The 23475-nt window shown below is 59.9% G+C and carries 18 protein-coding genes; 14 read left to right on the top strand and 4 right to left on the bottom strand.

Going from position 1 to position 23475, the window contains the following annotated elements:
• Window positions 1-48: 48 nt before the first annotated feature.
• From DOM27_RS00440 to DOM27_RS00460, 5 genes are read left to right on the top strand one after another with little or no spacing between them, the layout of a single operon-like run.
• Window positions 49-591: a type IV pilus modification PilV family protein gene (locus DOM27_RS00440; RefSeq protein ID WP_157956678.1), complete on the top strand. Its 543-nt coding sequence runs from the start codon at window positions 49-51 to the stop codon at window positions 589-591.
• Window positions 588-1352, top strand: a complete 765-nt coding sequence (locus tag DOM27_RS00445; protein WP_110654107.1) for a PilW family protein — start codon at window positions 588-590, stop codon at window positions 1350-1352. Before DOM27_RS00440 ends, DOM27_RS00445 begins: the two co-directional genes overlap by 4 nt.
• Window positions 1349-1885, top strand: a complete 537-nt coding sequence (locus tag DOM27_RS00450; protein WP_110654108.1) for a pilus assembly PilX family protein — start codon at window positions 1349-1351, stop codon at window positions 1883-1885. Before DOM27_RS00445 ends, DOM27_RS00450 begins: the two co-directional genes overlap by 4 nt.
• On the top strand, window positions 1875-6230 hold the full coding sequence (locus DOM27_RS00455) for a pilus assembly protein (RefSeq protein WP_157956679.1): 4356 nt from the start codon (window positions 1875-1877) through the stop codon (window positions 6228-6230). The genes DOM27_RS00450 and DOM27_RS00455 overlap by 11 nt, the downstream gene beginning before the upstream one ends.
• 6 nt (window positions 6231-6236) lie before the next feature.
• Entirely contained in the window at window positions 6237-6662 is a 426-nt protein-coding gene (locus DOM27_RS00460) for a type IV pilin protein (RefSeq protein WP_110654120.1), read from the top strand.
• A gap of 24 nt (window positions 6663-6686) precedes the next feature.
• Here DOM27_RS00460 and DOM27_RS00465 read toward each other — a convergent pair whose 3' ends face one another.
• Entirely contained in the window at window positions 6687-7292 is a 606-nt protein-coding gene (locus DOM27_RS00465; RefSeq protein ID WP_110654110.1) for a GspH/FimT family pseudopilin, read from the bottom strand.
• A 59-nt stretch (window positions 7293-7351) separates the two neighbouring features.
• Here DOM27_RS00465 and thiO point away from each other — a divergent pair, with 59 nt between their 5' ends.
• Both thiO and DOM27_RS00475 read left to right on the top strand, forming a co-directional pair.
• Window positions 7352-8437, top strand: coding sequence for a glycine oxidase ThiO (gene thiO / locus DOM27_RS00470; protein ID WP_110654121.1), 1086 nt, complete (start codon window positions 7352-7354; stop codon window positions 8435-8437).
• 115 nt (window positions 8438-8552) lie between these two features.
• Complete coding sequence (locus DOM27_RS00475; protein ID WP_110654111.1) at window positions 8553-10193, top strand: NAD+ synthase; 1641 nt, start codon at window positions 8553-8555, stop codon at window positions 10191-10193.
• A gap of 75 nt (window positions 10194-10268) precedes the next feature.
• Here DOM27_RS00475 and DOM27_RS00480 read toward each other — a convergent pair whose 3' ends face one another.
• Window positions 10269-11081, bottom strand: a complete 813-nt coding sequence (locus DOM27_RS00480; protein WP_110654122.1) for an outer membrane protein assembly factor BamD — start codon at window positions 11079-11081, stop codon at window positions 10269-10271.
• A 146-nt stretch (window positions 11082-11227) separates the two neighbouring features.
• On the opposite strand from DOM27_RS00480, the gene rluD reads away from it, so the two are divergent.
• From rluD to clpB, 3 genes are all read left to right on the top strand, one after another.
• On the top strand, window positions 11228-12187 hold the full coding sequence (gene rluD, locus DOM27_RS00485; RefSeq protein WP_110654112.1) for a 23S rRNA pseudouridine(1911/1915/1917) synthase RluD: 960 nt from the start codon (window positions 11228-11230) through the stop codon (window positions 12185-12187).
• Window positions 12184-12990 (top strand): peptidoglycan editing factor PgeF, encoded by an 807-nt coding sequence (gene pgeF, locus DOM27_RS00490; protein WP_110654113.1) that lies wholly within the window; start codon window positions 12184-12186, stop codon window positions 12988-12990. Before rluD ends, pgeF begins: the two co-directional genes overlap by 4 nt.
• A 233-nt stretch (window positions 12991-13223) precedes the next feature.
• The gene (gene clpB, locus DOM27_RS00495) at window positions 13224-15821 is read left to right on the top strand and encodes an ATP-dependent chaperone ClpB (protein ID WP_110654114.1); all 2598 of its coding nucleotides are present in this window, start codon (window positions 13224-13226) and stop codon (window positions 15819-15821) included.
• Window positions 15822-15983: 162 nt separating this feature from the next.
• Here clpB and DOM27_RS00500 read toward each other — a convergent pair whose 3' ends face one another.
• Complete coding sequence (locus DOM27_RS00500) at window positions 15984-17327, bottom strand: sugar porter family MFS transporter (RefSeq protein ID WP_110654115.1); 1344 nt, start codon at window positions 17325-17327, stop codon at window positions 15984-15986.
• 589 nt (window positions 17328-17916) lie between these two features.
• Here DOM27_RS00500 and DOM27_RS00505 point away from each other — a divergent pair.
• Window positions 17917-19641: an acetolactate synthase 3 large subunit gene (locus tag DOM27_RS00505; protein WP_110654116.1), complete on the top strand. Its 1725-nt coding sequence runs from the start codon at window positions 17917-17919 to the stop codon at window positions 19639-19641.
• Entirely contained in the window at window positions 19641-20132 is a 492-nt protein-coding gene (gene ilvN, locus DOM27_RS00510) for an acetolactate synthase small subunit (protein WP_075561369.1), read from the top strand. The genes DOM27_RS00505 and ilvN overlap by 1 nt, the downstream gene beginning before the upstream one ends.
• An 80-nt stretch (window positions 20133-20212) precedes the next feature.
• Here ilvN and ilvY read toward each other — a convergent pair whose 3' ends face one another.
• Window positions 20213-21097, bottom strand: coding sequence for an HTH-type transcriptional activator IlvY (gene ilvY, locus DOM27_RS00515; protein WP_110654117.1), 885 nt, complete (start codon window positions 21095-21097; stop codon window positions 20213-20215).
• Between the two features lie 274 nt (window positions 21098-21371).
• Between ilvY and ilvC the strand changes: the two genes are divergently transcribed.
• Together ilvC and pssA are read left to right on the top strand one after the other, a co-directional pair.
• Window positions 21372-22388: a ketol-acid reductoisomerase gene (gene ilvC, locus DOM27_RS00520; protein WP_075561371.1), complete on the top strand. Its 1017-nt coding sequence runs from the start codon at window positions 21372-21374 to the stop codon at window positions 22386-22388.
• 177 nt (window positions 22389-22565) lie between these two features.
• Complete coding sequence (gene pssA, locus DOM27_RS00525; RefSeq protein WP_075561372.1) at window positions 22566-23438, top strand: CDP-diacylglycerol--serine O-phosphatidyltransferase; 873 nt, start codon at window positions 22566-22568, stop codon at window positions 23436-23438.
• The last annotated feature ends 37 nt before the right edge of the window (window positions 23439-23475 follow it).

Consider the following 23475-nt stretch of genomic DNA (forward strand, 5'->3'; position numbering starts at 1 on the left):
CTTATCGGTCGCCCCCGCCGCGGCCGCCTATCTGGTGCGGGGTCATGCGTGTCCGCCATCCAATCCCGACGTCTCGCTGCCGAATCGTTCAGACGCTTGTCGGCGTCGCGCCTCAGACCTGGCAGGCGTGAGCACGGCGTCACGCTGATCGAATCCTTGATCGCGCTGCTTGTTCTTGCCATTGCGTTGCTGGGGGTGGCGAGTCTGCAGTTGCTCACGCAGCGGCAGGAAATCGACGCACGCTGGCGCTCGATAGCCGTCGCCATGAGTGGCAGTCTCATCGAGCAGCTGCGAACCGACACAGTAGCGGCCGAAAAGCTCGCTATCAGCGGTAACGCGCTCAGCGGTTGCGATGCGACCAATCAATGGTTGTGCAACCTGGTCGGCAAATGGCAATCGCAGGTCGGTGAACAGTTGCCCAATGCCGTGATCCAGCTGCAATTGGAAGGGTCGACCGATGAGCTGGTCATGGCGAGCGTCTCGATTCTATGGCAGCGGGTGGCGAGTGACCCGCCAGCAACCGAATGCCGCCCTCAGGATGGCGCGCAGATCGATGACGGTGGCTGCATCCTCGTGGAGACGGCGTTATGAAGGTACCACGCACGCAAAGTGGCATCAGCTTGATCGAGCTGATGGTCGCCATGACCATCGGGTTGATGCTGGTAATGATGGTGACCAGCTATCTGATTTCCAGTCGGCAGAGTTATCAAACATCGATGGCCAACGTCGATGTCCAGGACGCCCGCCGCTTCGCCCTCAGCGTGGTTCAGAATCAGCTATGGATGACCGGTTACAGCGATAGGTGGGAAGATTTCGACGTAACGTTCCCCGCCTCTGATGGTTCGAATGGCGAGATGCCCGACTTCGGCAAAGCCCAGCTCGTCGCTGCCTCGCAGGACGACGACATCTGGATTCGATACCGCGCGCCAGAGCTCGCCAACCAGCCATTGGTAAACTGTGATGGTACGAGCTTTCCGAGCAGTGGAGGCAATGACGCCAATTCGATCGCCATGACGCGATTCTATCTCTCTGATCGGACCCTACGCTGCAAGGTCTATCCCGACAGCGGCGAACCCCACGATGCGCTGCCGTTGCTCAACGATGTGGATGCACTGCAATGGCGCTATCTGGACGATTCCGATCAATGGCAGACGCTCACGACAGTTGATGACTGGAGCACGGTCAGAGCCATTCAAATGAGATTGATAGTGGCGTCGAGCGAGTCTACCGGCAGTCATTTTCAGCAGGTATTCGAGTGGGAGGGCAACCCCCTGAATTTCGATGACGGCAAGGCCAGGTCGTTGGTCAGCCTCACCACAGCGCTGCGCAACCTGCCGGACGCCGCCCAATGACACGTTACGACACTCAGCGTGGCGCGGCGCTGCTGATAACACTGGTGCTGGTGGCGCTGATTTCGCTATTGGCATTCGGTGTTAGCCAGGCAATGCGAATGCAACAACAGCTCGCGACCAATGAAGCAGCCAGCCAGATTGCTTTCCAGGCGGCGGAAGCGGCGCAGCGCTCTGCGGAAAACAGTATCAATAACACCAGCGAGTTGGCCCTGTTCTGCAGCGAGGACGCTGCACGCTACAGTATTACGACTATGGCAGAGCTCGAGCAAGACACCCATTGGAAATCGCTGGAAACCCTGGGAACCGAGGCTGATTTTTCGCTTTATGATAGCGATACCTTCATTCCCACACCACGATATCTGATCGGCTGCATCGCCCCCGAGCTTATCGATAACTATGTGAAAGCCGATCCTGCCGTTAAAGGTCAATCCGAGGAAAAGCTGGAGCAGCGTTATTTCTTCCGTATTTTCAGCATTGGCTATGGGCCAGGCGGTAGAGCCATACAGCGTCTGGAGGCACGATATGTCTATTAGAAAGTGGGGTGTGCTGACTGTTTTCTGCCTCATGAATAGCTTGGTGTTAGCGGATGATAATGTGCCTTATTATCCTCCTTTGAGCGCTCAGGCTGATGCGTCGCCACGTAGCATGCTGGTTATGTCGAATGATCATCAATGGTTTTACAAGGCGTATACGGATTGGGTGGATCTTGATGGTGATGGTACGATCGACTCTACTTACCGCAGCGATATCGAATACTACGGCTATTTCGACAGTCGCGGCTGCTATGATTATGACAATAGCTTGGGTGGTGGGGCATTCAAGCGTGTCGGAGGCGCTGGGAATGGAAGCGAAAAGAATAAGGGTAAAGAAAACGGGAAAGAAAAAGGCTACAGTTGTAGCGGTAATAAATCGTGGAGCGGAAATCTTCTCAATTGGGCCACGATGACTCGAATCGATATTATCCGTAAGGCCTTGTATGGTGGCAAACGATTCCGCGATAATTCTACGGAGACGACGATTCTGGAACGTGCATTTCTCCCCATGGATTCGCACAGCTTCAACAAGATAATCTCCGATCAAAATGTCATCAATAGTAGCACTCCGTTTAATGGGTCAAAAGCCGTCACTTTCTGTAATACGACTTATCACCCGCGGGAAAATATCTATTCGGGATCAGTGACGGATCCTCCTCTGATCCGTGTTGCCACAGGTGATGGGGGAGGCAGCGAATCAGGATGGCCTCTTTGGGCCGGTAATGAGATATGGCAATGCCCTTGGCGGAACGAACGATCCAATTTGAAGGATTATCCTGAGAAGAATGCCTCCGACTCCAAAGAGTATCGGGCACGAGTCGAGGTCTGCGCTAACACGGACGAGAGTGATAACTGCAATTCATATCCGGATTCCGCCTATTCAAAGCCGACGGGGCTGCTGCACGATTATGCTAATGATATCGAGTTTGGCATGTTTACGGGCTCCTATAAAAATAACAAGCAAGGCGGCGTCTTACGCGCTAATTTCGAGAATTTTGGCAATGAGTTCGATGCTGCTACGGGAATATTTAACCGAAATAATTCCGGGATCGTTAGTAATCTGGATGCATTCAGGATAGCCAAGTATAGCTATCAGGATGGCAACTATAATTCATCTTCCGGTGATAACTGCCCTTGGGGAAAAGGCTCGTTCACTAACGGCAGTTGCTCCAACTGGGGTAATCCGTTGGCGGAGATTGCTCTGGAAGCGCTACGCTACATATCAGGCGAATCTTCGCCGACCGACAGTTTTTCCGTGGGAACGGGAAGCGTTGAGACGGCTTACGTGCCGGGGCTAACCTCTCCGGTGTGGGATAATGATCTCGACGGCAAGTGGTGCGCAGCCCATTCGATGCTTCTGGTCAACGCCAGCGAGATATCGTTCGACAGTGATGACTTGGGAAAACCGAGTTCTTCACCGATATCCAAGGCGCAGATCGAATCTCAGACCAACATCATCGGCAATCCCAGTTACGAGAAGTTGTCCGGCGCGTACTTCGTTGGCCAGACAGTCGCTAGCGCAAATACCATTAACGACAAATTTTGTACCGCCAAAACGTTAGGTAATCTTGGTGACGCTCGCGGACTCTGCCCCACTGCTCCAGGTCTTGAGGGAAGCTACAACGTGGCAGGCCTGGCGCGCTTCGCACACACTCAAACAGTCATTCACAGCAGTGATGATCATGTCGGGCGACCGCTCGATACCTATGCCGTGCAGTTGGCGTCCAATGTGCCAGTGGTCAAAATCCCGATCGGGAACGATCGGAACGTATCACTGATTCCAGCATGCGCTAATACTTCACCCGGTGTTAATGGCAAATGCGCCATCGTCAATTTCCAGGTGGTCGAGCAGGCTAACGATGGTTCCAGTGGCAGCTTCAAGGTCGATTGGGAGGATTCGGAGTTCGGCGGCGATCACGACATGGATGTCAAACTCAACCTGAACTATCGGCTTCAAGGAGATCGGCTCTCTATAACGACAGAGGTGACGCGTTCCGCGGCATCATTGACATTGGGTCTGGGCTACATTCTCAGTGGTACCAGCGGGCGGTATGGGATTGGCGATCAACGCGATAAGATCGTGGTGGAGCAGAGCGATGGGTTCAACGTACATTCGGGCATCAATAATTACCAGAATAAATACCCTGTCTCTCTTTGTCCGAGTGCCGATTCCTGCAACGATGGTGATGGTCCTACTACGGCATCCTATCTTGTTTCTGGTAATTCGGGTCAGGAGCTTCAGCCACCGCTTTATTACGCAGCGAAATATGGCAATGATGACCGTGAAGACGACGGTACGCCTAGCGCCTACTTCGAGGTTAACCGTATTAGTGAACTCGCGGATTCATTGCGCGAACTGCTTGACCAGGTGCTCAACAATACCAACCGCACCGGTGCAGGTGTCACGTTGGGATATGAAGGCGATGTCGACAACTATCTATTTCAGACGCTCTACAACAATCAGTATAGCTGGTCGGGTGACGTGCAAGGCTTCAAAATCGCAGACGATGGCACTACGGCGACAGTCTGGAGTGCTCGAAATAAGCTGCCGTTACCGGCTAGTCGTCAAATCATTACCCGCAATCCCTATACCGGTACGGGCATGTCCTTCTCTGCTGCTGCGTTTGAAGATGCGGGCCTGAACATGACTTCGTCGCTGCGCAATTTGATCGGGTACGTCCGTGGCGAAACCGAGCTCGAGCAGCGAAATGGAGGTGGGTTCCGCAATCGCTTGTGGTTCAACGGACAGGAAAGTGCCCGTCTCGGGGACTTCATCGGTTCTCAGCCTTATCTCGTCAACAAGCCGAATACTTATTACGTGCCGGGTGAAGGGGATACCAGTTACGCCGATTTCCGAACCGGTTTGGCTGGGCGAAAGCCCATGCTTTACGTTGGCGGCAACGACGGCATGTTACATGCTTTTGACGCGCTGTCGGGGGTGGAGACGTTGGCGTATATTCCCGGGCTGCTGCTCACTGCGCTACCGGAACTGGCCGACCCTGACTATCGGCATCGTTATTACGTCGATGGTAGTCCAACCGTGTTGGATGCACGCCACGGCGATAAAGGTGGAGGTGAGTGGTTCTCGCTGCTATCGAGCGGGCTCGGTTCGGGGGGGAAAGGGCTGTTCGCTCTGGACGTCACTCATCCAGAGCAGTTTGACCAGGCCCATGCCGAGAACATTGCCTTGTGGGAGTACGGCCCGGAAGACGACGTTGCCGTCTTTGGCGAAGCGCGTGATCAGCAGCAGCTGGGATATATCTACAATCAGCCAAGTATCGTTCGCCTCGAGAACGACCGGTATGCAGTGGTATTCGGGAATGGTTATTTCAGCGAGTCAGGTAAAGCCAGCCTTTACATCCTGTATGTCGATGGCGGATCCAAAGGAAGCTGGAAAGCTGCCGATGTGGTCCGTTTGACGCCGACCATTGCCAATACCGGTAGCAATGGCATGACGACCGTATCTCTGGTCGATCGTGATGAGAATGGTCGAGTGGATCTTGCCTACGGCGCCGACATCCAAGGGAATGTCTGGCGATTTGACCTCTCCTCGAGTGACGCCGACACATGGAAGGATAAAATCCATCTACTGTTTACGGCAGAGAACGGTGGTCAGCGCCAGATACTCACTTCCACCCTGGAAATCGGCAATCATCCCGACGGTGGGCTGATGGTCTTTTTCGGCACCGGGGCCGAAGAAACCAGTGGCTTACCGACCTCTCAGGATCGCGGCACGATCGACAGCTTTTACGCGATTCGCGACGACCTCGGTAACGTCCTGCGTGCAGATACGCTGGCCCGTAGCTCACTAAATGGCCGTGCATTCCTTTCCGCGCATCTGGATGATACCGACAGCAATTCGACGCCTATCCGCTATCTCGAAACCGTATCCACTGAAGCTTATCCTGAAAATGGGTGGTATCTGGATCTGGAAGGGGATGAGCGTATCGTCGACGGTCCCTTATTACGGGGAAATCGAGTCCTCTTTTCCTCATTGATCCCGGGGCATGGCATGTGTGGTGCGGAGGACTCCGGCTACCTCTACGAACTGAATGCGTGGTATGGCTCGGCATTTCCCTCTCCAGTGCTTGACGTGAACGGAGACGGTACGGTCGATGACGATGACATCTACGATCCCTCGAACGATACCGATGGAGGCAGCCGCTACGTGCCTATCGGTCTGGCCACGAAGGGCGCGATTTTCACGCCAGAGGTGTCGATCAGTGAAAGTGGCCAGCAAGAAAAAAAAATTAGCGCGAGTACCGGTGGTCAGATCGTAAAGATCGCCGAGACGCCTTTGAACAACATACGCATGGGTCGCGTGGCCTGGCGAACTTTGGAGTAGGGGAAAATGAAACAGTCCCTATCGCGAGCGCGAGGCTTTACCCTGATCGAGCTGATGATCGCGGTGGTGATCGTCGGCATCCTCGCGGCGATCGCGATCCCCAGTTATCTACGCTACGTCGAGCGAGCGCAGACTCGGGACGCTCAGGCCGCCATGCAGTCGCTGGCACTGGCGCTGGAACGGCACTACTCGCAGACGTATAGCTACGGCTCGGATGCCGACTCGGTGGTGCCATCGTCGGTCGATCTCTCTCCCAGCCAGTCGCCGGAGAGCGGACCGGCCAAATATCAACTGACGCTGGATATCGAGAGTTCAGGGCAGCGCTATACCATCACCGGTAAACGTGTGAACGGCGACGCTGATGAGCCCTGCGATAGCTTGACCCTTGACAGTCAGGGCAATCGCTCTCCGGCCCCGGACATCTGTAGCTGATCCAAGCCGTTATTATTGCTGGCCCTAGCCGTTAGTACTGCTGGACTCGCTCTCGTCATCCGGATCGATGATCTTGTCATTGATATCTTCGGTTCGGATTCGCGCGAAGTGGACGATGATCTTCTTGCCATTACTCGTCAGGGCAGGGTTGGTTAGCGTGAAGGTGCCTGATTGGCGGCCGCGGGTGAAGCCCAGCGGAGTGTAGCCAAGGCCACTGGCAATATTGGTGGTGATGGAAACCTGGTTGCCGGCGGGTTGGCTGATGGTGACGATCCGCTCGTCGCCGTCTAGGGTTTCGCTTTCATTCGTATCCACGAACAGCAACAGCGTCTGCCCCCAGCCCGCCTTGTCGCTGCACTGTTTCCCATCGAGGCTGGCGCATAGCCAGGTCGGCTGCCCACTGCTGGCGGCTTCCTGTCTTGCCCGGCGCAACAACTGCCATACCCGTTCCACTTCACTGTCCAGCGTCATGCGCGCGCTCAGGTTCGCCAGCCCCGGCGCGGCCCAGTTCGCCAGAATGCCGAGAATGACGACGCAGATCATCAGTTCGATCAACGTGAAACCTCGTTGACGCCGTCTCGCGGAGTGCCGGTCATTACGGGATTGCGGAGATGAAGCTCGAGAGACCATTGCGGCGTCCGGGTTCTGGGCGAATGATAGAATCGTCCTTTTATCAGGATATCGACAGCATGCAGGATTTCTTGATCGTGGGCGGAGGCGTCATCGGCATGATGACGGCACTGCAACTGGCCGATGCCGGTCATTCGGTGGCGTTGGTCGAGCGCGGCACGTGTGGCCGCGAGGCTTCCTGGGCTGGCGGCGGTATCGTCTCGCCGCTCTATCCATGGCGTTATTCGAAAGCGATTTCGGCATTGTCCAGCTGGTCCGAAGGTCGTTATCCCGAACTGGCCGGGCGGCTGCTCGAGGAAACCGGTATCGATCCCGAATATCGCCAGAAGGGCCTGCTCTACCTGCGCGTCGAGGATGTCGCCGACGCGCTCGCCTGGGCCCGAGATGTCGCCAAACCGCTGGCACGTGTCGATGCTGATGTGCTCTATGCCAAGGAGCCCAATGCGGCGCCAGGTTTCGAGGATGCTCTGTGGATGCCGACGCTCGGCAGCATTCGCAATCCGCGGTTGGGCCAGGCGCTGCGGGCGCGGCTGTTGCAGATGCCGAATGTGAGTCTGCATGAGGATGTCGAGGTCTCGGCATTGATTCGAGAGGGAGATGCCATCCAAGGCGTTGCGACGTCGCAGGGTGCGATCCGCGCCGGGCAGACGGTGGTCTGTGCCGGCGCCTGGTCGCGAGCACTGCTGGCAGATATCGGCGTCGAACTGGCGGTTCGGCCGGTCAAGGGACAGATGATCCTGTTCAAGGCGCCGCGGGGGCTGGTCGAGCGGGTCGTTCTCAAGGACGGGCGCTACGTGATTCCCCGTGGAGACGGCCGGGTGCTGGCGGGATCGACCCTCGAGGAGGTCGGCTTCGACAAGCGGACGACCGAGGAGGCTTACGCCTCGCTGCATGCCAGCGCGCTCTCCATCATCCCCGCCTTGGCCGAGTGTCCGGTGGAGCACCATTGGGCAGGCCTGCGCCCTGGCTCGCCGGGTGGCGTGCCGACGATCGGTGCGGTGCCGGGATTCGAGGGACTGCATGTCAACGCCGGCCACTATCGCAATGGCCTGGTGCTGGCGCCAGCTGCTACGCGACTGCTGGTCGATCAACTGATTGGCTGCGAGCCCATCGTCGATCCTGGACCCTACCGGCCAACAAGCTGAATCGATCGGTGCGTTCAGCGGCGTCGGGTTTTGCCTCTGCGCATGGCATGCGCGAAAATGAGCGGTAGCCAACGAGGCGCCCGAGCGCCGCATCTGTCTGGAGACGAATTTACTCATGCAAGATCTGACCCTGGTGATGGCGCAACTGGACCCAATGGTGGGTGATGTCGCCGGTAACGCCGCCGCGGCGATCGAAGCGGTCCGCGAAGCCCGCATCGAACACGGTGCGGATGTGGTCGTGTTCAGCGAGCTGTTCCTGACCGGTTATCCGCCGGAGGATCTGCTGCTGCGTGGAGCGATGGAGTCGCGCCTGGAAGAGGCGCTGGAGGAGATGGCCTGCAAGATCGGCAAGATCGCACCGGAAACATTGGTCATCGTGGGTTATCCCGGCATGCGAGACGGTCAGCGTCGCAACCTGGCGGGCGCGTTGCTGGGCGGGCAGTGGTGCGGCGAGTACGCCAAGCAGGCCCTGCCCAACTATCTGGTCTTCGATGAAGATCGTTATTTCGAACCGGGGCGCGAGCCCCTGGTGATCGAGCACCGGGGAGCCAAGCTCGGAATCCTGATTTGCGAAGATCTATGGGACGGAGTGCCAGTGCGTCAATCTGCCGAAGCGGGCGCCGACATTCTGGTAACGCTGAACGCCTCGCCGTTTCATCTCGACAAACCCGCCGAGCGCGAGCGTCTATTTGCCGAGCGAGCGCGGGAGGTGGACAAGCCGCTGGTCTACGTCAATGCCATTGGCGGCCAGGACGAACTGGTGTTCGACGGCGGCTCGCTGGTGCTCGATGCTTCGGGCAAAGTCGCCGTGCGCGCTCCGTTCTGGCAGGTCGGGTTGATGCCGGTTCGCTTTACCCTTGAGGACAATGGCTGGGCGCCTCAGGTCGGTGAGCGTGAGCCGCTGCTGGGTGGCGAAGAAAACCTGTATTGCGCGCTCGTGACCGGGCTTCGTGACTACGTCAACAAGAGTGGTTTCAAGGGCGTCGTCATGGGGCTTTCCGGCGGTATCGACTCCTCACTGTCGTTGGCCATCGCGGTCGACGCTCTGGGGCCAGAGCGAGTCCATGCAGTGATGATGCCGTATCACTACACCGCCGAGATATCCCAGGCCGATGCTGCCGAACAGGCAAAAATGCTCGGAGTCGGTTACGAAGTCATGCCGATTGCCCCCATGGTCGAAGCTTTTACCGCGACGTTGGCCGAGAGCTTCGATGGGCTGGCAGCGGATACCACGGAAGAGAATTTGCAGTCTCGGGTGCGCGGCGTGCTGCTGATGGCGATTTCCAACAAGAAGGGCCTGATGGTCCAGACCACCGGTAACAAGAGCGAGATGGCGGTGGGTTATGCCACGCTCTATGGTGACATGGTCGGTGGCTACAATGCGCTCAAGGATGTCTACAAGACCTGGGTCTATCGTCTGGCCAGCTGGCGCAACGCTCAGGAGCCGGCCATCCCCGAGCGCGTGATTACGCGTCCGCCCTCTGCCGAGCTGGCGCCGGATCAGCAGGACAGCGATTCCCTTCCGGGCTACGACGTGCTGGACGCGATTCTCGAGCGTTATATCGAAGGAGACATGAGCGCCGAGGCGATCATCGAGGCGGGCTTTGAGCGCGACGACGTCTATCAGGTGGTCAAGCTGGTCGACCGAAGCGAGTACAAGCGGCGTCAGGCGCCGGTCGGGGTACGGGTGACGCTGCGCGGCTTCGGCCGCGATCGCCGTTACCCCATCGTCAATGGCTGGCAGCCGGGCAGCTAGCAGGATGCATGCTCGATGAAAAGCGCCGCGTGCCTGGTCGGCAAGCGGCGCTTTTTCTCGCGTAGCTCGTAGCGTTTAACCTTTCAGCGTCAGCGGCGGATCGACATCGACGTGCTTGGGCACGAAGGTATCGCCATCGAGCTGGCGGTTGTCGGGATCGTTGTGAATCAACGTCTGCAGTACGGTCTGGGCGCGATCGCGCATGTTGAGACCGAGATAGCCCTCCACCATGACTGCCAGCGCGTCTCGCGTTGCTTCGGCCTTCGGATAGTGCTCGATGACCCAGCGGCCACGCTCGACGGCAGCGACGTAGGCACCCTTACGCAGATAGAAATCGGCAACCTGCAGTTCATGACGTGCCAGGACGTTGCGCAGATAGATGACGCGTTGACGGGCGTCCGGGGCGTAGGCGCTATCGGGGAAGCGACGCACCAGTTCGCCGAAATCGACGTAGGCATCCCGCGATGCGCCCAGGTCGCGCTTGGAAATATCGATCAAGGCCAGGCTCTCGAGGCTGAAGCGACCTGCCTGGTAGGCCCCGAGACCGCGCATGTAGTAGGCGTAGTCGACCTGCGGATGATCCGGATGGAGACGAATGAACCGGCTGGCGGCAGCACGAGTCTTTTCCCAGTCCTCGACCTCATAATAGGCGTAGATCAGTTCGAGCTGGGCTTGCTCGGCGTAACGTCCGAACGGGAAGCGCGTGTCGAGGGCTTCCAGCTGGGTGACGGCAGTCGTGTAACGGCCGGCATCGAGGGAGCTCTGGGCTTGCTGGTATAGATCCTGTTCCTGCAGGTCGGGGGCGGGCTCGTTGCTGGCACAGCCAGCGAGCAAGGTGCCTGCCACCAACAGGGCGGCCAGAGCGGAACATCGCGCAGAAAATCGCATCATCATCCTCGTATCAACCATTCCTTGGCGGCCGTGCTAGAATCCGCCGAATCCGACTCACTATAAAGCAAACCCTTGTACCGACGAAACGCGCCGACGAAACGCACCGGCGAAACGTACCGGCGAAACGGAACCGACCCCCACGTATGGCCGACATCCTAAAGCGTGACGAGCGCATACCCGAACATCTGGCCGGGCGACGTCTGGACCAGACTGCCGCCGAAATGTTCCCCGAATTCTCGCGAGAACGCCTGAAAGGGTGGATTCAACAGGGTGAACTGACGATCAACGGCCAGCAGGCGCGACCCAAGGATAAGGTGATCGGGGGCGAGCGGCTAGCGCTCGATACCCAGCTCCAGGAAGAGACCCGCTGGGAGCCCCAGGCGATCCCGTTGTCGATCGTTTTCGAGGACGACGACGTGATGGTCATCGACAAGCCCGCTGGCCTGGTCGTACATCCCGCTGCCGGTAATCCCGATGGCACGCTGCTCAATGCGTTGCTGCATCACCATGCACCGCTGGCGGCGGTACCTCGCGCCGGTATCGTCCATCGCCTCGACAAGGACACCACCGGGCTGATGATGGTGGCTAAGACCTTGACGGCACAGACCGCCCTGGTGACACAGCTGCAGGCGCGAACGGTATCGCGAGAGTACGATGCCATCGTGGTCGGCGCGATGACAGCGGGTGGCAAGGTGGACGCGCCGATCGGCCGCCACCCCAAGGATCGTCAGCGTCAGGCGGTGACCGAGGCGGGCAAGCCCGCGGTCACGCACTACCGGGTCCAGGAACGCTTTCGTGCGCACACTCACGTCCGCTGCCGGCTCGAAACCGGGCGCACGCATCAGATCCGCGTGCATCTTGCGCACGTTCGCTATCCGCTGATCGGCGATCCGGTTTACGGGGGGCGCCTGAAGATGCCGGCCGGCAGTAGCGAGTCGCTGAAGACCGTGCTGCGAGAATTTCCGCGTCAGGCGCTGCACGCTCACAAACTCCGCTTCCAGCATCCGGTCAGCGGGGCGCCGGTCGAGTGCAAGGCGCCTTTGCCGGACGACATGTTTCTGCTGCTGGATGTATTGCGCGAGGATCGGGAGTCGGATCGATGAGTTCTGAAACCTGTTCGCCGACACTGACGACCGCGCCCGAATCATCGCTGCGCGAGGCGCCGACGTTGCTGCTGCCCGACTGGACCGCGCCAAGCACGGTGGGGGCTTTCGTCACGACCCGCGAGACCGGGCCCTGTCGGGGTGACTTCGCGGCGTTCAATCCGGCGGCCCACGTCGGGGACGATCCGCAAAGCGTGGTTCGCTGCCGGGACCGACTGGTTGCCGAAATCGGCGACGAGCGTCCGCTACTGTGGCTCGATCAGGTGCATGGCGCTCGTGTCATGCAGAACTACCAGCCGGCCTACCGTCAGCAGCCGCCACGAGCCGACGCGGCGGTCGCCTTCGATCGGCGGCACGCCTGCGCCATTCTGACCGCGGATTGCCTGCCGGTTTTCTTTTGTGACCGGCAGGGCAGTCGCGTCGGGCTGGCCCACGCCGGCTGGCGGGGGCTCGCCGGCGGTGTGCTGGAATCCACCGTGGCCGCGCTTGGCGTCGACCCGGAAGAGGTGATGGTGTGGATGGGACCGGCGATCTCCAATGCGCAGTTCGAGGTCGGTCCTGAAGTCTTCGACGCCTTCGTCGCGATGCAGCCCGAAGCCGAAATTGCTTTCGAGCGCAGTCCCTATCGCCTGAACCACTACATGGCGGATCTCTATCGCCTCGCCCGGCTACGGCTGGAGCGCATCGGGGTTCTCTCGATCAGCGGCGGGCATTTCTGTACCGCCTGCGACACGCGTTTCTACTCGCATCGTCGCGACGACGGCCATACGGGGCGAATGGCCAGCGTCATCTGGTTGCGCTGACTCGCGTCCCGGTCGTTGTTCTCGGCTGTCTTTTTTGACATCACCTCATCTCTCGGCCGCCAGTTCAATGTCGGCCAGGCTTTTCATGAATTTGATTCGTCTGTGGCGCTCTATCGCAGCGAATTTTTCATGCGCCATGCTTGAAAAGCTTCAACATACCTCCATTTAAGTGTCAACTAATGAACAACTGAACCGTCAGGCCATGACCTGTGGCGGTTTCTGGAGGAGAAGATATGCGTATGGATCGCATGACGACCAAGCTGCAAAACGCGTTGGCCGAGGCGCAATCGCTGGCGGTAGGGCGCGGGCACAATCAGCTCGACCCGGGGCATTTGATGATGGCCCTGCTCGAAATGCGCGATAGCGGTATCAAAGGCTTGGTACAGAAGTCCGGCGGCGACGTTAGCCGTCTGCGTCAAGGATTGGTCGGTTATCTCGATAACCTTCCGGAAGTCGGCCAGTTCGATGGAAACGTCGGCATGAGTCAGGACCTGGCACGGCTGTTCAATCTGGCCGACCGTGAAGCTCAGAATCGCGGCGACCAGTACATCGCGATAGAGCTTGTGCTGCTCGCCGCATTGGACATGAAAAACGGGCTTACCAAGGTACTGACCCAGGCGGGGCTGGATCGCAAGCGACTCGCGAGCGCGATCAGCGAGCTGCGCGGCGGTGCCAACGTCGATGATGCCAACGCCGAAGAGAAGCGCGAGGCGCTGGAGAAATACACGCTCGACCTGACCGCCCGTGCTGCCGAGGGCAAGCTCGATCCGGTGATCGGTCGCGACGATGAGATCCGCCGCACGATCCAGGTGCTGCAGCGCCGCACCAAGAACAACCCCGTATTGATCGGTGAACCCGGCGTGGGCAAGACTGCAATCGTCGAGGGGTTGGCGCAGCGTATCGTCAACGGCGAAGTGCCGGAGGGCCTCAAGGATAAGCGCGTGCTGTCTCTCGATATGGGCTCGCTGCTGGCCGGTGCCAAATTCCGCGGCGAGTTCGAGGAGCGGCTGAAGTCCGTACTCAATGAGCTCTCGAAGGAAGAAGGGCGCGTCATTTTGTTCATTGACGAGCTGCATACCATGGTCGGTGCCGGCAAAGGTGAAGGTGCCATGGATGCAGGCAACATGCTCAAGCCGGCACTGGCCCGGGGCGAGCTGCACTGTGTCGGCGCGACCACGCTCAACGAGTATCGTCAGTACATCGAAAAGGATGCAGCGCTGGAGCGTCGCTTCCAGAAGGTGCTGGTGGACGAGCCGTCCGAGGAGGACACCATCGCAATCCTGCGCGGTCTCAAGGAGCGCTATGAGGTCCATCACGGCGTCGATATCACCGACTCGGCGATCATCGCTGCGGCCAAGCTGTCGACCCGCTACATCACCGACCGGCAGTTGCCGGACAAGGCGATCGATTTGATCGACGAGGCCGCTTCGCGTATCCGCATGGAGCTGGACTCCAAACCGGAAGAGATGGACCGCCTCGATCGGCGCCTGATCCAGCTCAAGATGGAGCGCGAGGCGTTGAAGAAGGAGACCGACGAAGCCTCCCGCAAGCGACTCGACAATCTCGAAATCCAGATCGACGAGCTCGGCCGCGAATACGCCGACCTCGAAGAGGTATGGAAGGCCGAGAAGGCGAGTATCCAGGGTGCGGCTCAGTACAAGGCGGAGCTCGAACAGGCACGCATTGATCTCGAGGCGGCGCGCCGGCTGGGCGATCTGGGACGCATGTCCGAGCTGCAGTACGGTGTGATTCCCAAGCTCGAGCAGCAGATCGCAGATAGTAACGATGCCGTCAACGATAGTGAGGGCCCCGATCCCGCTCAGCACCAACTGCTGCGCTCCAACGTCACCGAGGAGGAGATCGCCGAAGTCGTCTCGCGCTGGACCGGCATACCCGTCGCCAAGATGCTCGAGGGCGAGCGCGACAAGCTGCTGCGCATGGAAGATGCACTGCACGAGCGGGTGATCGGTCAGGACGAAGCGGTCACTGCCGTGGCCAACGCGGTGCGGCGTTCGCGGGCGGGTCTTTCCGATCCGAATCGACCCAACGGCTCGTTTCTGTTTCTGGGCCCGACCGGCGTGGGCAAGACCGAGCTGTGCAAGTCGCTGGCCAACTTCCTGTTCGACACCGAGGAAGCGATGGTGCGCATCGACATGTCGGAGTTCATGGAGAAGCACTCCGTGGCTCGTCTGATCGGCGCGCCTCCCGGCTATGTCGGTTACGAGGAGGGTGGCTATCTGACGGAAGCGGTGCGCCGCAAACCCTACTCGGTACTGCTGCTCGACGAGGTCGAGAAGGCGCACCCAGATGTGTTCAACATCCTGCTGCAGGTGCTGGAAGACGGCCGCCTGACCGATGGCCAAGGCCGCACGGTGGATTTCCGCAACACCGTGATCGTGATGACGTCGAACCTGGGCTCCGACGTGATCCAGCGCATGGGCGGCGAGGAGAGCGACTACTCGGCGATGCGGGACGCGGTGATGACGGTGGTGGGCAACCACTTCCGGCCGGAAGTGATCAATCGGATCGACGAGGTCGTCGTGTTCCATTCGCTGGGGCAGGAGCAGATCCAGGCGATCGCCTCGATCCAGCTCGACCGCCTGCGCAGCCGTCTTACCGAGCGCGATCTCAAGCTGGACATCAGCGACGAGGCGATGGCGCAGCTGGCAGTGGTCGGCTTCGATCCGGTGTTCGGCGCGCGTCCGCTCAAGCGGGCGATCCAGAGCCGAATTGAGAATCCGCTGGCCCAGGATCTGCTGTCGGGTCGATTCGTGCCGGGCGACACCATTCGCGTCCGAGCCGACGGCGATCATCTGGTGTTCGACAAGTAAGACGATCGGCCCGGCTGCGACGCCGGGCCGGTTCACTGGCGAGATTCATTTCGACATACGGTCGCGTCCTGACCGTTTTCCCGCCCGCGGCGTTCAACGTCGCGGGTTTTTCATGTCTGTCTTTCGTGTCTGTCCTTCGTATCCGCCTTTCGTTATCCGTCATCAAGCCCCTGATTCCCCGCGCGGCGACAGCTTCTGCTGCAGTTTTTCCAGCGACACGCCCTTGGTTTCCGGCATCAGGAAGGCGACGAAGACGATCTGCAGCACCATCATGAAGGCGAAGAAGGCGAACACCGGGCCGCCGTTGAACACGCTCAGCACCCACGGTGTGACCAGAGTGATGACGGCGGCGAAGAACCAGTGGGTAAAGCTGCCGAGCGACTGGCCCCTGGCGCGTTCGCGGTTGGGGAAGATTTCCGAGATGAACACCCAGATTACGGTGCCCTGGCTGATGCCGTGAGCGGCCACGAACAGGCACAGCTGAATCGGGATCAGTGCGCCGCCGAGATTATCGGTGAAGAACGCATGCGAGATGATCGATAGCGAAATGATGTAGCCCACCGAGCCGACGTACATGAGCTTGCGGCGGCCGAAACGGTCGATCAAGGCCATGCCGAGCATGGTGAAGAGCACCATGATCAGACCGATACCGGCGGTGGAGAGCAGGGCGGCGTTATCGCCCAGCTGCGCCGATTCGAGGATACGAGGCGCGTAGTAGAGCACGAAGTTGATGCCGGTGAACTGGTTGAAGAACGCGATCAGAAACGCCAGCGTGATCGGCAAGCGGTAGCGGCGCGAGAAGAAGCGCGAGTGGACCTTGTTGTCTTCGCGATCGGCGGCCTGGATCTCCTCGATCTGCTTTGCGGGGTCACTTTGCGGATCGATCTGGCTCAGCACACCGGCGGCAGTTTTCGTATCGCCTCGGTTGAGGATCAGCCAGCGCGGGCTTTCCGGCACCTTCAGCAGCGCCAGGGTATAGACCAGCGCCGGCACGGCTTCGACGCCGACCATCCAGCGCCAGGCGTCGTCGCCGAGCAGGCTGCCGAGAATGGCATTGGAGACATATGCCATGAAGATGCCGAACACCACGTTGAACTGATAGAGCGCCACCAGATTGCCGCGCCGTTCGGCCGGGGCGATTTCGGAAATGTAGGCCGGTGCAGCGACCGAGGACATCCCCACCCCGAAGCCGCCGATCAGACGGAAGAACGAGAACCAGAACGGGTCGGTGGCGAGCGCCGAACCGACGGCGGAAACGAAGTAGAGCACGCCGATGATGAACAGCGTCGCGCGGCGACCCAGGCGATCGGTCGGCCAGTTGCCGAAGATCGCACCCAGTACCGTCCCCCACAGCGCCATCGACATGATGAACAGGCCATGCTGAAGATCGCTCAGCCCCCACAGCTCCTGGATCGGTCTATCCGCACCGGATATCACGGCGGTATCGAAGCCAAACAGAAAACCTGCCATGGCGACGAATGCGGACCATTTCACGATAGGAGACATGCGCGTTACCCCGATTGATTGGCGAGTCATGCGTTAGCAGTCGAATTCAGTACAGCAGGGATGACTCGATGGCGCCGCGCAAAACGATCCAACTTTAGTCGCCGATACTGGCGGCGTTCAGACATTGTTGCCGTTGAAGAGCGGCTGGCTAGCGTCGAAGGTTGACAGCCCCCGGGTGCTGGTGGAATCTATGCGGTTCCTGATTGTGGGCGCAGTCATCCACGGGCGATCCCCGGCCGCTGCGTGAAGGGTAGATTCCCAGTGACCTCTACCCGCCTGTCGAAGGATCTCTTTCTCAGCGTTGTTGAGAAACCTAGGGCGCGGGCCAAACGCCTGTTCCCGCCAACCCCGATGCGGCTATCTGCCGTGTCAGGAATTGCCAGCGCCATGGCGCGAGCGGTTCCTATGAGTGCGGGTCCCCACCCCGGGCCCAGGACGCCAGGATATGGCATCAGGCGTCGACCGCAGGTCGACAGCGGCTTACCGCCGTGATTGAGCTTCGTTTCCGTGGATAGCGCCAGGCGCTCACGGACCGGTTTCGGAAGCGGAACCACGAAGCGGCACTCGAACTTCCAGGGGAGACTTACCAGTGGAATTACTTTCCGGCGCCGATATGATCGCCCGCTTTCTGAAAGACGAAGGCGTCGAGCGTATCTATGGCTATCCGGGCGGCGCGGCGTTGCACATCTATGACGCCCTGTTCCGTCAGGATAGCGTTCAACACATTCTCGTTCGTCACGAACAGGCCGCGACCCACGCCGCCGATGGCTATGCCCGCGCTTCCGGCAAGCCCGGCGTGGTGCTGGTCACTTCCGGTCCCGGCGCGACCAACGCCGTCACCGGTATCGCTACCGCCTACATGGATTCGATCCCAATGGTGGTACTGTGCGGCCAGGTCGCCAGCCATCTGATCGGCGAGGATGCCTTTCAGGAAACCGACATCGTCGGCGTGACCCGCCCCATCGTGAAGCATAGCTTCTCGATCCGGCACCCCAGCCAGATTCCGGAAGTGCTAAAAAAGGCCTTCTATCTTGCCGCGACTGGCCGGCCCGGCCCGGTGGTGGTGGATATTCCCAAGGACATGACCGCGCCCACCGAGCGCTACGAATACGTCTATCCGAAGAAGGTCAAGATTCGCTCCTACAACCCGGTGACTCGCGGGCATAGCGGCCAGATCAGGAAGGCCGTCGACATGATGCTCAAGGCGCGCCGGCCGGTATTCTACACCGGCGGTGGCGTCGTCACCGGCGGCGCCAGCGAGGCACTGACCGACCTGGTCCAGCGGCTCGGCTTCCCGATCACCACCACGCTGATGGGGATTGGCGGCTATCCCCAGGGCGACCGGCAGTCGCTGGGCTGGCTCGGCATGCACGGCAGCTACGAGGCCAACATGGCGATGCATCACGCCGATCTGATCGTCGCCATCGGCGCGCGCTTCGACGACCGCGTGACCAACAACACCTCGAAGTTCTGCCCCACGGCCAAGATCGTGCATGTCGACATTGACCCCAGTTCGATCTCCAAGACCGTGCGGGCGGATGTGCCGATCGTCGGCGCGGCGGGCAGCGTCATTAACGAGATGATCAGCCTGGTGCAGGAGCGCGAGGCGACCAACGCCGAGGCGCTGGGCGAGTGGTGGAAGAGCATCGAGGGCTGGCGTGGCGAGCGCGAAGGCAAGCTCTACGAGCCTTCGAAACCGGGCGAAGCGCTCAAGCCGCAGGAGGTGGTCGAGGCGGTCTATCGCGCCACCCGCGGTGAGGCGTTCGTGACCACCGACGTTGGCCAGCACCAGATGTTCGCGGCGCAGTACTACAAGTTCGCCAAGCCCAATCGTTTCATCACCTCGGGCGGCCTCGGCACCATGGGCTTCGGCTTCCCGGCGGCGATGGGCGTCAAGCTCGGTTATCCGCAGGACGACGTGGTCTGCTTCACCGGGGAAGGCAGTTTCCAGATGATGATGCAGGAGCTGTCGACGTGTAAGCAGTTCGATGTCGGCGTCAAGATCGTCAACCTCAACAACGGCTCGCTGGGCATGGTGCGCCAGTGGCAGGATCTGAACTACAAGTCCCGCCACGCTCACTCCTACATGGAGTCGCTGCCGGATTTCGCCAAGCTGATCGAAGCGTACGGTTTCACCGCGATCACGGTGAAGACGCATGAGGAGCTGGCGCCGGCGCTGGAACGCGCCTTCGCCGACACCAATGAGCTCGTGTTCCTCGATATCTATGTCGATCCATTCGAACACGTCTATCCGATGCAGGTGCCGTTGGGCTCCATGCGTGACATGCTGCTTTCGAAGACGGAGCGGACCTGATGCGCCATATCATCTCGATTCTGCTGGAAAACGAACCCGGCGCTCTGTCCCGCGTGGTGGGGCTGTTCTCCCAGCGCAACTTCAACATCGAAACCCTCAACGTGGCGCCGACCGAAGATCCGTCGCTGTCGCGGCTGACCGTGACCACGGTGGGCGATGACCGGGTGATCGAGCAGATCACCAAGCATCTCAACAAGCTGATCGACGTGGTCAAGCTGGTCGACCTGACCGAGGGCAATCACATCGAGCGCGAACTGATGCTGGTCAAGGTCAAGGCGCTGGGCGCGGCCCGCGACGAGGTCAAGCGCACGGCGGATATCTTCCGGGCGCAGGTCGTCGACGTCACCCCGAGCGTCTACACCGTGCAGATCACCGGCGACGCCGGCAAGCTCGACGCCTTCGTCCAGGCGATGGCGCCGATCGGCATTCTCGAGGTCGCGCGGACCGGCGTTTCGGGCATTGCCCGTGGCGACAAGCTGCTCACGCTCTAGTTACCATCCATCGCCAGACCCACGCCCGGCAGAAGCGATTCTGGCGGGCGTTTTGCGTTTTCAGGCGCGTCGGGGCCGGGTCAGTTGGGTAGCTGGGCCCATAGCGCCTCGATCAGCGCACTTTTCAAGCGGCGCTTGAGCACGCACAGGCCGACGTCGTAGTGGGGCAGTTCCGGCTTGACCGGCAGGATCGTGATGCGGTCCAGCAGCGGGCTGTTGTCGAGCACGATGCGCGGCACGATGCCAACCCCGAACCCCAGCCCGACCATGCTGACGATCGCTTCGTTGCCGGCGACCTGGGCGTAGATACGCGGACTGATGCCCATGGCCCGGAACCAGGTATCGGCGTGGTCTCGCGACAGACCGGATTCGGACAGAATCATCGGCACGCCTTTCCACTGCGAAGGCGTCGGCGTTTCCGGCGTGGCCGGTAGCCAGTCGGCGCCATCACGGGGGGCGATGAACACCAGCGGCGACGTCGTCAGCGGTTTGAATGCCAGTGCGTCCGGCAGGCTGCGCGGGCGAGCGGTGATGGCGATGTCCTCTTGCTCGGCCTGAACTCTGGCGATGGCGTCCGCCGGATCGCCGGTGTGCAGTTTGATTTCGATACGCGGATGACGCAGGCGGAACTCGCTCAGCAATCGATAGAGAAAGCTGTAGCTGGCGGTGACCGAGCAGTAAATGCTGATCTCGCCGGCCAGTTCGCGAGTCTCCGCCATCAGCGTGGACTGCATCGCCTGCCACTGTTCCAGAGTCTCCCGGGCGTAGGAATGAAATAGCTGGCCCTCCCGCGTCAGCGTGACATGGCGGTTGTCGCGCTCGAACAGGATGACGCCGAGCGTTTCCTCCAGCTGGCGGATCGAACGGCTCAGCGTCGACGGGCTGACGTGGCAGGCATCGCTTGCCCGGCCGAAGTGCAGGTGTTCGGCCAGGGCCAGGAATTGGATGAGCGGGCGGTAGTCCATACAAGTCGTCGTTATTTCATTTATTGGGATGTTGCGTTGCAAATATAGCGTTTTACGCAACACATTGCCTGGCTTATCGTGGCGCCAGGCTCTGATTTCGTCATCGACGGAGTCTTGAAGCGCGTCGCACTAGACGTCGCCAATGGCTATCAACGCTGACATGTTTTTTAGCCGCATCAGTTCCAGCGGCACGGCTTCTAGCGAGACAGTTTCTAGCAGGACCGTTTTAGCAAGACGTTCGAGCGATACGCTCATCAGATTCGGAGTTCGACATATGCACGTTTATTACGATAAAGATTGTGACCTATCCTTGATCCAGGCCAAGCAGGTCACCATCGTCGGCTATGGCTCTCAGGGGCACGCTCATGCCAACAACCTGAAGGAATCCGGCGTCGATGTGACCGTCGGCCTGCGCAAGGGCTCCTCCTCTGCTGCCAAGGCGGAGAGCGCCGGGCTCAAGGTGGCAAGCGTTGCCGAAGCGTGCAAGACCGCCGACGTGGTGATGATGCTGGCTCCCGACGAGAACCAGAAAGTGATTTACGAGCAGGATGTCGAGCCGAATCTGAAAGAGGGTGCTACCGTCGCCTTCGCTCACGGCTTCAACATCCATTACAACCAGGTCGAGCCACGCGCCGATCTCGACGTCATCATGATCGCCCCCAAGGCGCCGGGTCACACCGTGCGTTCCGAGTTCGTCCGTGGCGGCGGTATCCCGGATCTGATCGCCATCCATCAGGATGCCTCGGGCCAAGCCAAGGAGATTGCGCTCTCCTACGCGGCGGCCATCGGCGGTGGTCGTAGCGGCATCATCGAAACGACGTTCAAGGACGAGACCGAAACCGATCTGTTCGGCGAGCAGGCGGTGCTTTGTGGTGGCGCGGTCGAGCTGGTCAAGGCCGGCTTCGAAACCCTGACCGAAGCGGGCTACGCACCGGAAATGGCCTACTTCGAGTGTCTGCACGAGCTCAAGCTGATCGTCGACCTGATGTACGAAGGCGGCATCGCCAACATGAACTATTCGATCTCCAACAACGCCGAGTACGGTGAGTACGTCACCGGCCGCGAGATCATCAACGACGAATCCCGCGCCGCCATGAAGAAGGCGCTGCAGCGTATCCAGGACGGTGAGTACGCCAAGATGTTCATCGCCGAGGGCGCCTGCAACTATGCGTCACTGAACGCCCGCCGTCGTCAGACCGCCGAGCATCCGGTTGAAGTGGTCGGTGCCAAGCTGCGCGGAATGATGCCGTGGATCACGGCCAACCAGCTGGTCGACAAGAGCAAGAACTGAACGCTTTTCGATGACAGCAGGCAGGGAGCGGGGGTGCGACGACGGTCGTGCCCCCGTTTTCGTATTGCTGGTACAGTGGAATCGGGTTTTACGCGGGCATCTATCGTGATTCCCGCTAGGCTGTAGAATGAGCCGGCTATCAAGCCCGAGCGCACTCGCCAATAAAGGACTCGCTTCATGACGCAGGATGACCGCCACCACGAGCAAGAGCCCGAGACCATTACTATCGGCGCCACGTCTCCGTTGTACGATGACGAAGACGAGGTGATCGAGGAAACGGTCGAGAACGGCAAGCGGATACGCCGTCGCGGCATCTACTTGTTGCCCAACCTGTTCACGCTATCCGCGCTGTTCGCCGGCTTCTACTCGATCGTCGCGGGCGTCAACGGAGACTATGCCAAGGCCGCCATCGCCATCTTCGTGGCCATGGTGCTGGACGGGCTGGATGGGCGAGTCGCGCGTCTGACCAATACTCAGAGCGCCTTCGGGGAAGAGTTTGACAGCCTCTCCGACATGGTTTCGTTTGGCATGGCGCCTGCGCTGGTGACATTTACCTGGATCCTGCAGGACATCGGCAAGATTGGCTGGATCGCCGCGTTCATCTTCGTGGCCGGTGCGGCGTTGCGCCTGGCACGTTTCAACGTGCAGATCGGCAGCATCGACAAGAAGTGGTTCGTTGGCCTGCCGAGTCCGTCGGCGGCGGGGGTGGTTGCCGGCTGCGTTTGGGTGTTCCACACCTTTGACGCTGAATCGCTGGGCTTCAAGATATTGATGACCGTAGTAGTGGCAGCGGCCGGTGTGCTGATGGTGAGCAACGTGCGCTATCACAGCTTCAAGGAGATCGACTTCAAGGGGCCGGTGCCATTCGTGTTCCTGCTGGCAATCGTCCTGCTGTTCGTGCTGATCTCGATCGAACCTTCCGTGATGCTGCTGGCACTGTTCGGGTGTTACGTGGTTTCGGGTCCGGTGCTCGCACTGGGGCGCATGAATAAAGCGCGTAGAGAGAAGCGTCGCAGCGAAGCGGGCGGTCAGAACGCTCAGGATGACTAGCCTCTGACGAATAGCCCAGCTCGTTGAATAGTGCTGA

The sequence above is a fragment of the Salinicola halimionae genome (assembly GCF_003206065.1).
GTDB classification, from domain to species: domain Bacteria; phylum Pseudomonadota; class Gammaproteobacteria; order Pseudomonadales; family Halomonadaceae; genus Salinicola; species Salinicola halimionae.

Excerpts from the sequence above, each read along its gene's own strand:
- DOM27_RS00445 (WP_110654107.1), top strand. The coding sequence starts at position 588 with ATGAAGGTACCACGCACGCAAAGTGGCATCAGCTTGATCGAGCTGATG.
- DOM27_RS00450 (WP_110654108.1), top strand. The coding sequence starts at position 1,349 with ATGACACGTTACGACACTCAGCGTGGCGCGGCGCTGCTGATAACACTG.
- DOM27_RS00455 (WP_157956679.1), top strand. The coding sequence starts at position 1,875 with ATGTCTATTAGAAAGTGGGGTGTGCTGACTGTTTTCTGCCTCATGAAT.
- DOM27_RS00460 (WP_110654120.1), top strand. The coding sequence starts at position 6,237 with ATGAAACAGTCCCTATCGCGAGCGCGAGGCTTTACCCTGATCGAGCTG.
- DOM27_RS00465 (WP_110654110.1), bottom strand. The coding sequence starts at position 7,292 with ATGGTCTCTCGAGCTTCATCTCCGCAATCCCGTAATGACCGGCACTCC.
- thiO (WP_110654121.1), top strand. The coding sequence starts at position 7,352 with ATGCAGGATTTCTTGATCGTGGGCGGAGGCGTCATCGGCATGATGACG.
- DOM27_RS00475 (WP_110654111.1), top strand. The coding sequence starts at position 8,553 with ATGCAAGATCTGACCCTGGTGATGGCGCAACTGGACCCAATGGTGGGT.
- DOM27_RS00480 (WP_110654122.1), bottom strand. The coding sequence starts at position 11,081 with ATGCGATTTTCTGCGCGATGTTCCGCTCTGGCCGCCCTGTTGGTGGCA.
- rluD (WP_110654112.1), top strand. The coding sequence starts at position 11,228 with ATGGCCGACATCCTAAAGCGTGACGAGCGCATACCCGAACATCTGGCC.
- pgeF (WP_110654113.1), top strand. The coding sequence starts at position 12,184 with ATGAGTTCTGAAACCTGTTCGCCGACACTGACGACCGCGCCCGAATCA.
- clpB (WP_110654114.1), top strand. The coding sequence starts at position 13,224 with ATGCGTATGGATCGCATGACGACCAAGCTGCAAAACGCGTTGGCCGAG.
- DOM27_RS00500 (WP_110654115.1), bottom strand. The coding sequence starts at position 17,327 with ATGTCTCCTATCGTGAAATGGTCCGCATTCGTCGCCATGGCAGGTTTT.
- ilvN (WP_075561369.1), top strand. The coding sequence starts at position 19,641 with ATGCGCCATATCATCTCGATTCTGCTGGAAAACGAACCCGGCGCTCTG.
- ilvY (WP_110654117.1), bottom strand. The coding sequence starts at position 21,097 with ATGGACTACCGCCCGCTCATCCAATTCCTGGCCCTGGCCGAACACCTG.
- ilvC (WP_075561371.1), top strand. The coding sequence starts at position 21,372 with ATGCACGTTTATTACGATAAAGATTGTGACCTATCCTTGATCCAGGCC.
- pssA (WP_075561372.1), top strand. The coding sequence starts at position 22,566 with ATGACGCAGGATGACCGCCACCACGAGCAAGAGCCCGAGACCATTACT.